Annotated in this window: 5 protein-coding genes; all 5 read right to left on the reverse strand. The window is 71.4% G+C overall.

What is annotated here, in order from left to right; genetic code table 11:
- Positions 1 to 28 precede the first annotated feature (28 nt).
- From ACFWV3_RS07100 to ACFWV3_RS07120, 5 genes are read right to left on the reverse strand one after another with little or no spacing between them, the layout of a single operon-like run.
- Positions 29 to 994 (reverse strand): alpha/beta hydrolase-fold protein, encoded by a 966-nt coding sequence (locus tag ACFWV3_RS07100; protein WP_382409211.1) that lies wholly within the window; start codon positions 992 to 994, stop codon positions 29 to 31.
- Positions 991 to 2,700 carry an ABC transporter ATP-binding protein gene (locus ACFWV3_RS07105; protein WP_382409213.1) on the reverse strand — a complete coding sequence of 570 codons (1,710 nt, stop codon included), beginning with the start codon at positions 2,698 to 2,700 and terminating at the stop codon, positions 991 to 993. Before ACFWV3_RS07105 ends, ACFWV3_RS07100 begins: the two co-directional genes overlap by 4 nt.
- Complete coding sequence (locus tag ACFWV3_RS07110) at positions 2,687 to 13,759, reverse strand: amino acid adenylation domain-containing protein (protein WP_382409215.1); 11,073 nt, start codon at positions 13,757 to 13,759, stop codon at positions 2,687 to 2,689. Before ACFWV3_RS07110 ends, ACFWV3_RS07105 begins: the two co-directional genes overlap by 14 nt.
- A gap of 15 nt (positions 13,760 to 13,774) precedes the next feature.
- Complete coding sequence (locus tag ACFWV3_RS07115) at positions 13,775 to 15,571, reverse strand: ABC transporter ATP-binding protein (protein ID WP_382409217.1); 1,797 nt, start codon at positions 15,569 to 15,571, stop codon at positions 13,775 to 13,777.
- 29 nt (positions 15,572 to 15,600) lie between these two features.
- A complete protein-coding gene (locus tag ACFWV3_RS07120) occupies positions 15,601 to 16,629 on the reverse strand; it encodes an iron-siderophore ABC transporter substrate-binding protein (protein ID WP_382409219.1) in 1,029 nt (342 codons plus the stop codon).
- Positions 16,630 to 16,686 lie beyond the last annotated feature (57 nt).

Raw genomic sequence — 16,686 nt, forward strand, 5'->3', positions numbered from 1 at the left:
CCCCGTGCGCGACCGCGCCGTCAGCTCGTCAGAGGTCGGACAGCAACCAGCCGACGTCCCGCAGCAGCGCGTGCCGCCACCCCGCCCGGTCGTGCCCCGCGGGCGACCGGCTCACCCGCACCGAAGCGCCCGCCGCGGCCGTCAGCTCCTCCACGGCCGCGCAGTGCCGGTGCATCCGCGGCTCGTGCTCGCCGACGTCGAACGCCACCCGCAACCCCGACAGGTCCGGGACCGCGCGCAGCCGTTCCGCGGTGTCACCACCGGCCGGGCCGTCGAGCGAGAGCCCGCCGGCAGGCAGGTCGCGGGCGAACCAGAACGACCCCGACTGGCACGCCACCCGCGACACCAGCGACGGGAAGTCCAGTGCGGCCTGGAACGCGCTGAAACCGCCCAGGCTCTGGCCCGCCACGACGAACCGAGCGGGGTCGACCGTCACGCCGTTCGAGGCGAGCAACGGCAGCAGCTCGTCCTGGACCGCCTGCCACAGCGCGGAAGAGCTGTACTCGGCGTCTCGATCACGTGGCGTGGGAAGGAAGACGAGCGTGGCGGACGGCATCTCACCCGCCTTCACGGCGGACTCGAACGCCGCCGCGAAAGGGTGCACGTACATCCAGTCGTCGCCGTCGAGCAGCAGCACGACCGGCTCACCGCCCTGGTGCACACGCACGGTCTTGCGTCCCAACGACCCGTTCCACCGCACGCGCAACGACGGCAGGTCCAGCACCTCGTCCGGACCGACGACGGGCCAGTGCGGCTGCGGGTCGAGATCGGGTGTGCTGAACAGGGAACGGTTCGGGCCCGCACCGGCCGGGTTCGCCGGGTCGGCGTGCTCGTCGCCGTCGGCGTCGACGAAGTGGTAGGTCACGCGCAAACGTTCCGGCATCTCGACCTCGGCGGACCAGAGGTCATCCCGCTCGTGCGTCAGCGCAACCGGCTCCAGCACGCTCTCGAACGTGAGCGTGGCCGGGCCGCCGCGCCACTCGAACCTCGTCATCGGGCCACCGCCAGCTGGTAGGAGGAGTCGCGGTCGAGCAGGTCGCGGTGGGTGCCCTCACCGGTGACCGTGCCGCCGTCCAGGACCACCACCCGGTCGGCCACGTCGAGCAGCGCCGGGCTGCTGGTGATCACGACCGTCGTGCGGCCGCGGCGCAGCTCGGCGACGTTGCGGGCGATGAGCTGCTCGGTCACCGCGTCGACGGCGGTCGTGGGGTCGTGCAGCACCAGGATCTCCGGGTCGGCGGCCAGGGCGCGGGCCAGCGACAGCCGCTGGCGCTGGCCGCCGGAGAGGTTCGCGCCGCGGTCGCGCACGGCGTAGTCGAGTCCCTCGGAGTGCAACGCCACCACGTCGGTCAGCATCGCGGCACGCACGGCCTCGTCCACCAATGCACTGGTGCCGGCGGGATCCACGTTCTCCCGCAACGTTCCCGCGAACACCTCGTGGTGCGACGGGTTCACCAGCAGGCAGGTCCGCACGCTCTCGATCGTCAGCGCCGCGATCTCCCGCTTGCCCACCAGCACGACACCCGTGTACGCGGCCGGTGGCGTCTCGACGGACAGCACCGACACCAGCTCGGCGGCCGCCTGCGGCTGGTAGGCCGCGATCGCCACGAGCTCGCCCGGCGCCACCGAGAAAGTCAGGTCCCGCAACGCTCCGCACGTGACACCGCGGACCTCCAGGCCGCTCTCCGGTCCCGGCACCTCGACGCCCGGCGTCATGCGGGCGGGCGCGGCCAGCACCAGCGCCATCCGGTCCGCGGACGCCCGCGCGATCATCACGTACTTCGGCATCTCCGAGAACAGCTTCAGCGGCTCGATCAGGAACTGCGCCAGGCCGACCACCATCACCAGCTGGCCGATCGAGATCGTGCCCTGGAACGTGAGGTAGCCCGCCCACAACGTCACCGCCGCCGCCAGCACCGAGTTCAGCGCCAGCGCCAGACCCGCGTACACGCCGTTGACCCGCGCCACCACGATCGACTGCTGCTTCGCCTCGGTGCTCACCCGCCGGTAGGCCTGGAACGCCGCGTAGCTGCCGCCGAACCCGTGCAACGGCCGCAGTCCCGCGATCAGGTCCGACACCTTGGCGCCGGCGCGGGCGACCTTCGCCTGCTGCACCTGGGTGTTCGCGCCGATCCGGCGGGACATCACGCTCAGGACGCTCAGGATCGCCGCGGTGCCGGCGAACACCAGCACCCCCAGCGGCACGCTGATCACCGCCAGCACGACACCGGTGATCACCACCGACACCAGCGAGCTGATCAGCAGCGGCACCACCTCGATGATGTCCGCGGTCTGGTCGGCGTCCTCGGTGGCGACGGTGAGCACCTCGCCGGACTTCAGGTCGACCTCGCGCGCCACCGGTTGCAGGCCGCGGTCCGCGACCGCGACGCGCCACCGGTGCGCCTCCGTCGTGTTCGCCTTCTGCAGGATCCGCATGCCGAAGCGCCACGAGTACGACACGGTCGCCATGACCAGTCCCAGCGCCAGCAGCGCGAGGCCCAGCGAGCTGAGCTCACCGCCGCGCAGCGCGTACTCGACGATCACGCCGAGCAGGATCGGCACGGCGGTCTCGGCGGCCTGGTAGGAGCCCATGAGCAGGGTCCCGGACGCCATGGCGCCGAAGTTGCGGCGCAAGGCGATCCGCAGGATCTCCCTGCCCGTGCGGACTTCGGTGCCGAGGGGGACTTCAGTGTTCGTCAACGTGGCGCGCAATCGCTTCGGGGGTGGAGAGGGACAGCAGGTCGCGGATCGTGACCACGGGACCGAACTCGCGGCGCAGCAGGCCGATCAGCCGGACCGCGAGCATGGAGTGCCCGCCCAGGTCCGTGAAGCCGCTCGCCATGCCCACCTCGTCCTCGTCGAGGTCGAGCGCCTCGGCGAACAGCTCCCGGACGACGACCTCGGTCCCGGTCAGCTCCCTGACCTCCCGCGTGACCAGCGTGCCGAGCGGACGGGCCTCGGGCAAGGCCGACGTGTCCGCTTTGCCGTTGACCGTGAGCGGGATCGCGTCCACCGCGGCGAAGTGCGTGGGCCGCAGGTAGTCCGGCAGGCCCGCACCGACCTCGGCGGCGATCGACGGGATGTCCGCCCCGTCCGCGAGCACCAGGTAGGCGGCGAGCCGGTACGCGCCGTCGACCTGCGGGTCGGCCTGCGCGACGGCGGCGACGAACCGCACGCCCTCGTGGGCGGCGAACCGCGCCTCCACCTCGCCCAGCTCGACCCGGTGGCCGCGGATCTTGACCTGCTTGTCGGTGCGGCCCAGGTAGAGCAGGTTGCCGTCAGGACGCCGGATCACCAGGTCACCCGTCCGGTACATGCGCTCACCCGGCACCCACGGGCACGCCACGAACCGCTCGGCCGACTGACCGGGCTGCCCGAGGTAGCCGCGCGCGATGCCCACACCGGACACGTACAGCTCACCGGGAACACCGTCCGGGACGTGCCGCAGCCACGGGTCGAGCACGTAGACGTCGGTGTTGTCGATCGCCACACCGACCACCGGGTCGACGCAGTCGAACGTGCCGACGCCGAGCGTGTTGATCGTGTACTCCGTGGGCCCGTAGAGGTTGTAGCCGACGACGCCGGGGGTGTCGGCGAGCAGCTGCCACAACGTGGGCGTGACGGCCTCACCGCCGAGCAGCACGAGCGGGGGCTTGTGCGTCCCGCCGAGCAGTCCCTCGGCCACCAGCTGCTGCGCGTAGGTCGGCGTCACGTTGATGACGTCGATCTCGTGCTCCTGGCAGTACTCGACGAGCCCGGTGGCGTCGCGGCGCAGCTCCTCGTCGCAGATGTGCACCTCGTGGCCGTCGGCGAGCCAGAGCAGCTCCTCCCACGACATGTCGAACGCGAACGACACGGTGTGCGCGATCCGGAACGTCCGGTGCCCGTGCTCGGCGAGCACCGGCTCGAAGATCCGCCGCTGGTGGTTGACCAGCATGTTGGTCAGGCCCGCGTACTCTGTCACGACGCCCTTCGGCTTGCCCGTCGACCCGGACGTGTAGATCGTGTAGGCCGCGTGCTTGAGCCGGTTCGGGTCGTTCTCGCCGAACGTGACCACGGGTTCGGCGTCCGGCCACGGCTCGTCGAGCTTGAACGTCGTGCCCTGGATCCGCGGCGCCACCGCGCTCGTCGTGACGACCAGCGCCGGGCGGGCGTCGTCGATGATCGCGGCGATCCGCTCGTCCGGGTGGTCCAGCTCCAGCGGCACGTAGGCCGCGCCGCAGCGCAGGATGCCGAACAGCGCGACGACCCAGTCCAGCGAGCGCGGCACCGCGATGGCGACCGACGTCTCGACGCCGATTCCCTTGTCCGCCAACACACCCGCGAGGTGACGGCTGCGGTCGCGCAGCTCCGCGAACGTCATCGTCCTGCCGTGTGCGACGAGGGCGACCCGGTCCGGCGCGCGGTCGGCCGCCTCGTCGAACAGGTCGACGACGGTCTTGGTGCCGAAGTCGTTGGCGGGGTTGAGAACCGGCTCCGGCCCGGTGCCGCGGATCGCGCCGATCGGGCCTTCGGCGGTCGCGAGGTCGCCGAGGACGCGCAGGTACTCGTCGAAGAGCCGGTGCGCCAGTGCGGGATCGGTGACCTCCGGCCGGTACTCGAGCTTCACGGTGAGCTGCCTGCCCGGCGTCACGACCCACGTGAACGGGTAGTGCGTCGAGTCCTCCGACTCGTGGGCGACGATGCCGTTCTGCGCGTTCAGCTCGTCGAACGTGTCGTCGCCCAGGAAGTTCTGCAGCACGAACAGGCTGTCGAACAGCTGGTCGTGCCCGCTCGCGCGCTGGATCTCGCCGAGCCCGAGGTGCTCGTGCTCCATCGCCTCGACCCGCGAGGCCTGCACACGAGCGAGGAACTCGGCGGCGGTGTCGCCCGGCCGTGCGAGGACCCGCATCGGCACGGTGTTGAGCAGCACGCCGACGATGTCCTCGGTGCCCTCCTCCTCACGCCCGGAGACCGTGACGCCGAAGACCGCGTCGCTCCTGCCGGTCTCGCTGCCCAGCAGCACCCCGAGCGCGCCGGTGACGACGGAGTTGAGCGTGACGCCGTTCCTCGCGGCCGCTTCCTTGACGCGAGCGGAGTCTTCCTCGGTGAGGGTGCGCACGATCTTCGCCGGCAGAGTGTCCGAAGTGGACCCGTCGCTCATGAGCGTGGGGCCGGGCAGGTCCGCGAGATAGCCGGCCCAGAACCGTTCCGCGGCCTGGACGTCCTTTCGCGCGAGCGCCCGGCAGTAGCCCTCGAAGCTCGGCGAGGCGGGGGAGGAGTCGACCGGCTCGCCCGCGAGGAACGCCCGGTAGGCCCCGAACAGGTCGCGCAGCACGATCTCGCGCGACCAGCCGTCCCACAGCAGCAGGTGGTAGCTGAACAGCAGGGCGTCCCCGCCGTCGGGGGTGCGCAGGACGGTCAGCCGCACCAGGGGCGGCTTCTGGAGGTCGAACCCGGTGGCGCGGTCCTCGGTCCGGATGGCCTCGACGGCGTCCTGGCCGAGCACGTCGACCGTGCGGACCTCGACCTCACCGCCGGGCGTGAGCACCTGGACCGGCGTGCCGTCCTCGTCCTCGAAGCCCGCGCCGACCACCGGGTGGCGCGCGATGACGTGCTTCACCGCCTGGCGCAGCTTCTCGACGTCGAGGCGCCGGTCGAACCGGAAGCAGCTCTGCGCCACGTACTGCCCACCGGCGCTGAGCTCGGCCTGGAAGTACAAACCACGCTGCAACGGCGAAAGCGGCGCCGTCCGGCGTGAGGTCTCCGACGCGTCCGCGATCCGTTCGAGCGCCAGCAACCACCGCGCCGCGATCTCGTCGCTGATGTCCTCGGTGAGCGCGAACGTGGCCTTGAGACTGCCCGTCGTCGTGTCGACCCAGCAGTTGACCTCGACCGCGTACGGACTGGGCTGGTGCCCGGCGTCGACGTGCAACGCCTTCTCCTCGCTACCCCGGCCGAGGTAGTTGAACAGCACCTGCGGCCTCGGCAGCGCCGCGAGAACCGGCGCGGTCTGCGGGTTGAGGTAGCGCAGCTGCCCGTAGCGGACGTGCTGTTGTTCGTCCGGCTGACGTTCGGTGACCTCGTGCGCGGCCGCGACCGGGTCGGTGTGCGGACCGAGCCGCACCGGCGCGATCGCGGTGAACCACCCGACCGTGCGCGTGTAGTCGTGGTGCTCGTGCACCGGCACACGGCCGTGGCGTTCGAGTTCGATCGTCAGGTCGGTGGGCGTGGCCTGCGTGTCGGTGAGGGCGGTGCGGAGGGCGCCGGCCAGGAGCTCGGTCAGCCCGAGGTCCAGCGCGGTCGGGGCGGTGTGGACCACGCGGGTGGTGATGTCGGCGGCGAGGGTGACGGTCACCTCGCGCTGGTTCTGGACCCGCGGGGTGAGGGGCGGGGCGTCGAGGGTCTCGATCCAGCGGGGGAGGTCTTGGCCGCTTGAGTGTGCGGCCAGGGTGAGGGCGCTGGAGTAGGTGCTGAACGGGGTGGTGGTCGGGGCGAGCTCGCTGCCTTGGACGGCGGCCGTGATGTCGTCGAGGAGGATCAGCCAGGAGACGGCGTCGACCGCGAGGTGGTGGACGACCACGACGAGGGTCTGGCTCGCCTCCAGGTAGGTGAAGGCCGCGAGGACGCCGGCTTCGGGGTCGAGCCGGTCGGCGGCCTCGTTCGCCGCGGCCTGCGGGTCGGTGGTGCCGGCCAGGACGAGGGCACCTGGGCCGGCCTGGCCGCCGTCGTCCTGGGCACCGCTGGTGCTGCCCGAGCCGTGCGCCGCGGCACTGGTGCTGCCCGAGCCGTTCGCCGCGGCACCGCTGCCGTCGGCGCTCCTAAGCCGCGTGGCGCCCCCTCCGATGACACCCGGTCGGGTGGTGGTGACGAGACCGGCGTCCAGCCCGCCCCGAACGGCGCCGAAACTGTCAGACCCGATTGAGACGATAGGAGTGGGGACCCGATCCCCCCAGGGGGCCCGCCAGTCCGGATCGATTCCGAACGACCACACGCCGTGCTCGACCGTCAGCCGCATCCGCAGCGCCGGGTGTGCCTCCAGCACGGCTCGCGCCGCCCGTTCGGCGGCCTCGGGCGTCGGACACTCCACCGCCCGGGCCTGCGCGAACCGCCGCAGCTCCCCGCCCAGCTCCCGCTGCCGCAGCACGATCGGCGTCGGCACCACCGGCCCGTCCGCGACCTCGGCCACGGTCGGCACCACGGGCGCGGCGAAGAACTCCGATGCCAGCGAGCGCGGCGTCTTGTGCACGAACAGGTCGCGCGGCGCGATCCGCAGACCGAGCGCACGTGCCCGGTTCACCACCGAGATCGCGATGATGCTGTCGCCGCCCGCCGCGAAGAAGTCCGTGTCGGCGTCCACAGTGGACCCCGGCAGCACCTCGGCGAACAACGCCACCAACGATTCCAAAGCCGGCGACCCCGAAACGACCGCCGGCCCGGGAACGCCAGAAACGCCAGAAACGCCAGAAACGCCAGAAACGCCAGAAACGCCAGAAACGCCAGGAGCGTCCGAAACCCGCGCCCGCTCCTCCAAAGCACGACGGTCCAGCTTCCCGTTCACCGTCAGCGGCAGCGCGTCGAGAGCGAGAACCCGCTGCGGCACCATGTGCACCGGCAGCTTCGCCCGCAGCACCGAAGCAAGATCGACCGCAGAGCCGACGACGTGCGCGACCAGGTGATCGCGGGAGTCCGCCACCGTCACCGCCACGTCGACCACGCCCGGCACGGACCGGATCGCCGACTCCACCTCGCCCAGCTCGATCCGGAACCCCTTGAGCTGCACCTGGTCGTCGGCCCGGCCGACGAACTCCAGCGAGCCGTCCAGCGCGCGCCGGGCCAGGTCGCCCGAGTTGTACATGCGCGCGCCGTCCCCCGCGAACGGGTCCGCCACGAAACGGCACGCGGTCAGCGAAGGTCGGTCGTGGTAGCCCAGGGCGAGCTGGGCCCCGGACACGTAGATCGCGCCGACCTCGCCCACGCCGACCGGGCGCAGCGCGGCGTCCAGCAGGTACGTGCGCAGGCCGGGGATCGGGCCGCCGATCGGGCTCACCTCGCGGCCCGACGCGAAGTCGGCCTCGTCCAGGACGCGGTGCGTCACGTGGACCGTGGTCTCGGTGATGCCGTACATGTTCACCAGCTCGGGCCGCGCGGTGCCGTAGCGCTCGACCCAGCCGCGCAGCCGGGACAGCTCCAGCGCCTCGCCGCCGAAGATCACCCGGCGCAGCGCTGGCAGCGGCTCGCTCAGCCGGTCCGCCTCGATGAACTGGTAGAACGCCGACGGCGTCTGGTTCAGCACCGTCACGCCCCGCGCGCGGACCAGCCGGTGGAAGTCGACCGGCGACCGCGTCAGGCCGTGGTCGGGCACGAGCAGCTCGCCGCCGTGGGTCAGAGCGCCCCAGAGTTCCCAGACCGCGAAGTCGAACGAGTACGAGTGGAACTGCGTCCACACGTCGTGCGGCCCGAAGTCCATGTCCGGCCGGGTGTTGGCGAGCAGCGCCACGACACTGGCGTGCGACACGACGACGCCCTTGGGCTTGCCGGTCGAGCCGGACGTGTAGATCACGTACGCCGGGGTGCGCCAGTCGAACTCCGGCAGCACGCCCTCGCCCGGCACCTCCTCGCCGTACACCAGCACCCGCGCCGGCACCCCGGCATCGGCCAGCAGCCGCTCGAACCGCGCGCGGTGCTCCGGCGAGACCAGCACGACCTCGGGAGCGGAGTCGGCGAGCACGTACGCGAGCCGCTCGTCCGGGTACGCGAGGTCCAGCGGCACGTACGCGCCACCGGCCGACACGATCGCGACCAGGGCCACGACCTGCTCCACCGACCGGGGAATCGCGACCGCGACCCTCTTGTGCGGCCCCACCCCGGCGTTCACCAGCGAGCGGGCCAGCCGGGTCTTGGCGTCGGCCAGCATCCCGTACGACAGACCCTCCGAACTGCCGTCGAGGTGGCACATCGTCACGGCCCGCGCCGACGGGTCGCGCTCGGCGGCCGCGTCGAACAGCCCGGCCAGCGTCACCGGCGTGATCTCGGCGGCGGCCCGCCCGCCGGACAGCTCCGGCGTCGGCACGTCCTCCAAGCGCAGCAACGAGTCCAGCGTGTCCGCGAACGCCTGCAGGATGACCTCGGCGCCGCGCACGACCGTGGTGTCGTGGATGAGGTTGAACCGCAACGAGCCGTCGCCGGCGCGCTCGACCACCAGCGTCAACGGGTAGTGCGGCGCACCCTCGTTGACGACCTCGGCGATCGTGAACGGACCCTGCAACGACGTCACGTCGGTCGCGACGTCGAAGACGACGAGCGTGTCGAACGCCGACCCGTGCGGCGCCTGCCGCCCGATGCGGGTCAGCGAGACGTGCTGGTGCGGCAGCACGGCCGTCTGGTGCGCACGCACCGAGTCCAGCAGGTCGTGCGCCGACGTCGACCACGTGCAGCGCACGGGGATCGTGTTGATGAACAGCCCGACCATCTCGGCGATACCCGGCACGTCGGCGTCACGCCCGGACACCGTCGACCCGAACACCACGTCCTGCCGGCCCAGCAAGGCACCCAGCGTCACGCCCCACGCGCTGTGCACGGCGACGCTCAACGACACCCCCGCCGCGCGCGTCCGGTCGTCGAGGTCCGGCGCCGCGTCGAGCACGGTGTCGGCGAACAGCTCCGACGGTGTGTGTCCCTCCGCCACCAACGAAGGACCGGGTAGTCCGGCGAGCTCCGCGGCCCACACACGGTCGCTCTCCGAGGCATCGGCCTGGACCAGCCAGCGCACGTAGTCGGCGTAGGAACCGCGCACGTGCACCGAACCCGGCTTGTCGTACTCGGCCAGCAACGCGCGCAGCATCGGCGGCACCGACCAGCCGTCCGCGATGATGTGGTGCACGGTCTGCACGAGCACGTACCGCTGCGGCGCCGTCCGGATCAGCGTGAAGCGCATCAGCGGGCCGCGGGCGAGGTCGAACCCGGCCACGCGGTCGCGTTCGGCGAGGACGGCGATCTCCTCGCCGGTCATGCCCTGACCGTCCACAGTGGAGAACTCCGGCCGCACCCCGGACTCCAGCGCGGAGACGACCCGTCCGTCGGCCAGCGAGACGAACCGCGCCGCGAGGTTCGGGAACAGCTCCAGCACCCGCGCCGCCGCGGCTTCGAGCCTGCGCGCGTCGACGGACCCGGTCAGCGTCAGCAGCTGCTGCTCCACGTACCGGTGCGCCGACTCGTCGTCGAAGACCGAGTGGAAGTACAGGCCCTCCTGCAACGGCGTCAGCGGCAGGACGTCGCGCAACGCCGGGGAGTCCAGCGCGTCGACGTCGGATTGGGCGAGCGGCACCAGGTCGAAGTCGCTGGGCGAGTGCCCACCCCGCGTCAACGCCGCCAGGGCCTCCAGCGCCTCGACGAAGTACTCGCCGATCGTCGTGATGTCGGCATCGGCGAACACGCCGAGCGGCCACGAGAGGACCGTGACCAGCTCCAGCTCGCCATCCGCACCGGGTTCGGCGGAGGCGTTGAACTCCAGTGCGCGCGGCAGCCGCATCGCCGGGTCGCGCTTCTCGCCGAGCTGGCCCGCGTTCTCCGCGAGCTGCCAGTCGCCGGTGGTGCCGCCGGAGAACCGGCCGAGGTAGTTGAACAGCACCTGCGGCCGTGGTGCGTCGAACTCGTGCTGTCCCAGGTACTTCAGCGCGCCGTACGAGACACCGTTGCTCGGCACGCGGGCGAGATCTTCCTTCACCCGCTTCAACGCCGCGCCGAGATCGTCGACGTCACCGGGGTCGACGGTGACGGGGAACAGCGTGGTGAACCAGCCGACCGTCCGCGACAGGTCGGGATCGAGCGGCACGAACCGGCCCTCGCGGCCGTGGCCCTCCAGCTCGACGTGCGCGAACGTCTGGTCCTGCCCGATGTCCCGCCGCCAGCGGGCCAGCGCGACCGCGAGACCGGTCAGCAGCACGTCGTTGACCTTGGCGTGGAACAACGCGGGCACGTCGCCCAGCAACGCCGTCGTGACCGCGGACCCGACCGTGACCGTGCGGACCTGTTCGTGCGCCACGACATCGGTCTCGTGCAGCTCACGCCGTCCGAGCAGCTGGTCGGCACCCGGCAGCGGGCGCTCGTAGTACGCGCGGTCCGCCTCGAAGCCGGCCTGCTCCAGCAGCTGCGTCCAGCGCCGGAACGACGTGCCGACCGGCCGCAGCTCGACGGGAGCACCGGACGACACCTGCTGCCACGCCAGGGCGAGGTCGTCGAACAGGACGCGCCACGAGACGCCGTCGATCACGACGTGGTGGACCACGACCACGAGCTGCCGGGCCCCGGGCCGCCACACCGCGCGCAGCATCACGCCCGCATCGGGGTCCAGCCCCGCGGTCGCCGCCGCGACGCACTCGTCGAGCGGCGCGGCGCTCTCCTCCCACAGCGCCCGACCCTCGGAAGGAATGTCGAACGACCAGTGCTCGCCCCGAACCAGCCTGGCGCGCAGCATGTCGTGCCGCTCGACGACCGCGTCCAAGATCTGCGTCAACGCGTCGCCGGTCAACGCAGCAGGCGTGTTCAGCACGACCGACTGCACGAACCCGTCGACGGCATCGGTGGTCTCGCCGAGCCACTGCACGATCGGCAGCCCCGCCACCGGTCCGGTCGGCACGTCGTCGTGGTCGACCGCCGAGGCGCCGTCACGGGACGCGACGGTGGCCAGTGCCCGCGGGGTCCGGTTGACGAAGATCTGCGTGGCCGTGACGAACACGCCCTGAGCGCGCAACGCCGACAGCAGCGAGATCGCCAGGATGCTGTCGCCGCCCAGCTCGAAGAAGTCCTGGTCGGCGCCGACCTGCTCCAGGCCCAGCACGGACGCCACCGCGGCGCAGACCGCGGCCTCGTCGTCGTTCTCCGCGGCCGTCACCGGACCGGTGTCGGCCACCGGCTCCGGCAGCGCGCGGCGGTCGAGCTTTCCGTTGGGCGTCAACGGGAACTCGCTCATCACCACGACGTGCGCGGGCACCATGTACTCGACGAGGTTCTCGGCCGCCCACTGCTTCACGGCGTCCGAGGTCAGGCCGTCGTCGGACGGCACGACGTACCCGACGAGGTAGTTGCCGCCCGCCGAGTTCTTCCTGACCACCACACAGGTGTGCCGCACGCGCGGGTGCTCGGCGAGCGCGACCTCGACGTCCTCCAGCTCCAGCCGCATACCGCGGATCTTGACCTGGTTGTCGACGCGGCCGAGGAAGTCGAGCGACCCGTCCGGCGCGAACCGCGCCAGGTCACCGGTCCGGTACAGGCGCGAGCCGTCGGACGCGAACGGGTTCGCGACGAACCGCGACGCCGTGAGCCCCGGCGCGTTCACATACCCGCGCCCCAGCAGGAAACCGCCGATGTACAGCTCACCGCCGACACCGACGGGGCACGGCCGCAGCTGGTCGTCGAGCACGTACAGGTCGGTGTTCGGGTTGGCCCTGCCGATCGACGTCGACAGCCGCTCGGCCTCGCCGCGGTAGATCACGTGCGAGACGCCGATCGTGGCCTCGGCCGGGCCGTAACCGTGGTACATCGGGATGTCGAGCTGCGTGCGGAACCGGTCGTACAGTTCGGGCGTGAGCACCTCGCCGCCGCACCACACGTGCCGCAGGCTGGCCAGCTCGCCGTCCTCCGCGATGTTCAGCAGCACGTCCAGCATCGACGACACCAGGTACACGAACGTCACGCGGTGGCGGTCGATCGTGTGCAGCAGGTGGTGCGGGTCGCGTTCGCCGCCGGACCGCACGACGACGGTCCGCCCGCCGCACACCAGTGGCAGGAAGATCTCGTTGATCGAGATGTCGAACGACAGCGGTGCCTTGAACAGCGACGCGTCCGAGTGTCCGAAGTGGAGGATCTGGTGCACCTGCCACAGCAGGCGCTCGCTGATCGCCTCGTGCCGGATCATCGCGCCCTTGGGGCGGCCGGTGGAGCCGGACGTGAACATCACGTACGCGAGCTGCGCGCCGGCGATCGCGACGTCGGTCGGCTCGGGGGAGTACTCGGAGAAACCCCACGAACCCAGATCGACCGCGACGGCCTCGGGTTCGCCCTCCTGGCCGCTGCCCAGCAACGACACGACCCGCGCGTCGGTGATCACGGACTCGCGGCGCGACGCCGGCCACTGCGGGTCGAGCGGCACGAACGCGCCCCCGGCCTGCAGCACGGCGAGCAGGGCGACGACCATCTCCGCCGAGCGGTCGAGCGAGATGCCGACGACCTGCTCGGTCCGCAGTCCACGGTCGAGCAGGTGGCGGGCCAGCTGGTTGGAGCGGGCGAGCACCTCGCCGTAGGTGAACGCGCGGTCGCCGTCGTTGAGCGCCACGGCGTCCGGGCGTTGCCGGGCCTGCTCGCGGAACAGCTCGACGACGCTCGGCCGGTCGCGGGAGAACTCGTTGTCGTTCCACCGCGCCAGCTCCGCGAGCCGCTCCTCGGTGGTCTGCGCGGTGAGCGTGCCGATCGTGCGGTGCGGGAACTCGGCCAGGTCGTCCAGCACCCGTTGCGCCGCAACGGGATCGATTCCCTCGGGCAGTGGAACGGCCCAGCCGTCCGTGGTTTCGGTGACGTCCCAGTGCTGGCCCTTGTCGGCCCACACGAGCAGGTCGCCGAACGGCGTCGCGGAGGTCAGCTCCAGCCCGTCGACCACGAGGCCGGGGTCCGCCCAGCGGGTCAGTGCGACGGCGCTCGCGACCGCGATGGTCCGCTGCGGGTACTCGCCGGCACGACGCCGGACGGAGGCGATGCGGGCGGTCGAAAGCAGCACCTGATCCATAAAGGTGAGCCTAACCTAACTGCTTGCGGAACCGAATCGCCAAGCAGCCCAAAGTGCCGCGTAACGCCCGTCACGCGCGACAAGTTCCTCGTGCGTGCCCTGTTCCAGCACACGACCGGCGTCGAGCACGGCGATCCGGTCCGCGGCGATCGCCTGGGTCAGCCGGTGCGCCACCAGGAGTGTGGTGCGGCCCCGGCACGCCGCGAGCGCGGCTCGTTCCAGCGCGGCGGCACCCTGGCTGCCCGCCTCTGCCGTCGACTCGTCGAGCACGACGACGGGGGAGCGCCCGAGAACCAGGCGTGCCAGCGCGATCTGGGCGACCTTGGTGACGTCGAGGCGTTCGCCGCCTTCGCCCACGTCGGTCTGAAGTCCTCGCGGCAGCGCCTCGACCCACCCGTCGGCGCCGACGGTTCGCAGCGCGTCCAGCAGGTCGTCGTCGGTCGCGTCCGGCGCCGCGAGCCGCAGGTCGTCCGCCAGCGGACCGGCGAAGACGTGGGCCTCCTGGGTGAGGATGCTGACCACAGCCCTGGCGCCGGCCTCGTCGACGTCCGCGAGGTTCGTCGGTCCGATGTGGACGGACCCGGTCCGCGGGGTGCCGGTGCCGGCGACCAGTGCCGCCAGCGTCGTCTTGCCTGCGCCGGTCGCGCCGACCAGTGCCAGCGACGTGCCGGCCGGGATCTCCAGGTCGACGTCGCTCAGGACGTCGTGCTCGGAATCGGGGTAGCGGAAGGAAAGCCCGCGCACCGAGACCGGCAGCGGCCGTGCGTCCGCGTCGACGGCGACCGCGCTGCGCACCAGCTCGTCGCCGTCGGACTCGGTGGTGACGCCGACGAGTCGCGTCAGTCCCGCGCCGGACTTCTGCGCCTCGTCGAAGAACGCCATGATCAGCCCGAGCGGCACGAACAGCTTGTGGAACAACAACGCCGCGACGGAGACCTGGCCCAGCGACGACTGGCCGTTCGTCACCAGCAGGTAGCCGACGACGATGATCAGGCCGAGGCCGATGAACTCGGCGCGGTTCTCCCTGCCGATGAACCGGCCGAAGAACCGGAAGACGTCGATGCCGATGTCGCGCACCCGCCACGACTCGGCGGTGACCCTGTCGCGGAACGCGCCCTCCAGCCGGTAGGTGCGGACCGTGGCGATGCCGTCGAGTCCGCTGATCAACGCCTGGGCGCGGTCGGCCTGCGCCTCCGAACGGGCCCGGTAGAGCGGCTGCGACCGCGGCAGGTACCAGCGCAGCGCGAGCCAGTAGGCGGGCAACGCGCTGGCGCCCGCGAGACCGAGCCGCCAGTCGAGCCCGAACATGCCCGCGGTGGCGATGACGACCAGCACGACCGCCGAGAAGATCGTCGGGATGGCCGTGCGGAAACCCTTGGAGATCACGGCGACGTCGTCACCGACGCGCGAGAGCACGTCACCGCGGCCGACCTGCTCGATCCGTTCGCTCGGCATCCCGAGCACCGCGCGCACCGCGCCTTCCCGCAGCCGCGCCAGCATCTCGGCGCCGACCCGGCCGACGAGGTAGGTGGACACCGCGGTCATGACCGCGCCGAGCAGCGCGGCCACGACCGTGGCGGTGCCGATCGTCCACAGGACGGACGGGTTCCTCCCCCCGGCGACCCCGTCCACCACGGTGCCCAGCAGGAACACCGGGACGACCTGCAGCACCGCCCCGGCCACCGTCGCCACCACGGTGGCGACCGGCAGGCCGGGAGCGGACCGGCAGTGGTCGAGCACCCAGCGGAGGGCTTCCCGTCCGGACGCGGTGCGCAGGATCTTCGCGGGCGCGCCGGAGACGGTCGTCGTCACAGGGGGAAGCCTTTCGCGGGGTGGGACCGTCAGGCAGCCGACTTGGCGGCCTTCACCAGTTCGTCGACGGCGTACGGCATGGACGCGAGCGTCGCCTGCGAGATGGCGGCACCGATGGCGGGACCCTCGCTGTCGAGCAGCCAGTGGACCTTGCCCGCCTTCACCGCGGGCAGGTTGGTGAAGAGCGCGAAGCCCTTCAACGACTTCTGGTCCGCCTCGTCGGCGATCACGAAGATGCGGTCGACGTTCATCACGTCGATGCGCTCGGGGGACAGCGTGACGAAGAACTTGCCGGCCGCCAGCTCGTCGACCTTGGTGTTGCCCTTGAAGCCGATGCCGGTGATCACCTGGCCGCGCACGTCGGTGGTCGAGAACGGCGCGACGGCGTCCTTGTACCAGGACGTGACGACCGCGGTCTCGTTCGCCCAGGCCGGGTTCGCCTTCTTGGCCTCGGCCATCTTGTCGTCGACGTCCTTGATCATCTTGGCGCCCTCCGCCTCCTTGCCGAGCGCCTTCGCGATCTGCAGGGCGTTGTCCTGCCACTTCGCGGAGAACGGCTCGGTCTCGGCCTTGGTGCGGCCGACCACGGGGGCGATCTTGGTGAGCTTGTCGTACCAGGACTGGTCGGCCTCGGAGTAGACGGCGATGATCAGGTCGGGCCGCAGCTGCGCGATCTTCTCGTAGTTCGGCTCGGTGTCACCGTTCTTCATGACGACCTCGGGCGTCGTCGAGCCCCACTTGTCCTTCACCCAGGCCCACTGGGTGTTGATGTCGGGCGTCTTGCCCTCGGGGTTCGGGTACTGGTCGACCATGCCGACCGGCACGGTGCCCAGCGCGAGCATCGTCTGGTCGTCGGTGTAGCCGAGGGAGACGACGCGCTTGGGCGCCTCCTTGATCTCCGTCGTGCCGAAGAAGTGCTCGACCTTGGTCGGGAACGTGCCACCGGAGGCGCTGCCCGAGTCCGGCGTCGTGGCGGGCGTGGAGGAACCGCACCCGGCGAGGACGCTGGCACCGACCACCACGGCTGCTGCCACGGCGGTCAGTCGCTTCCAGGTCATGGTCGTTCTCTGGCCCATTCGGCACCTCATTTTTCGCTGCCCACGCGGCGGGGGAAA

It is taken from the genome of Lentzea sp. NPDC059081 (genome assembly GCF_042738015.1).
Lineage (GTDB): Bacteria > Actinomycetota > Actinomycetes > Mycobacteriales > Pseudonocardiaceae > Lentzea.

Excerpts from the sequence above, each read along its gene's own strand:
- ACFWV3_RS07100 (WP_382409211.1), bottom strand. The coding sequence starts at position 994 with ATGACGAGGTTCGAGTGGCGCGGCGGCCCGGCCACGCTCACGTTCGAG.
- ACFWV3_RS07120 (WP_382409219.1), bottom strand. The coding sequence starts at position 16,629 with ATGACCTGGAAGCGACTGACCGCCGTGGCAGCAGCCGTGGTGGTCGGT.
- ACFWV3_RS07110 (WP_382409215.1), bottom strand. The coding sequence starts at position 13,759 with ATGGATCAGGTGCTGCTTTCGACCGCCCGCATCGCCTCCGTCCGGCGT.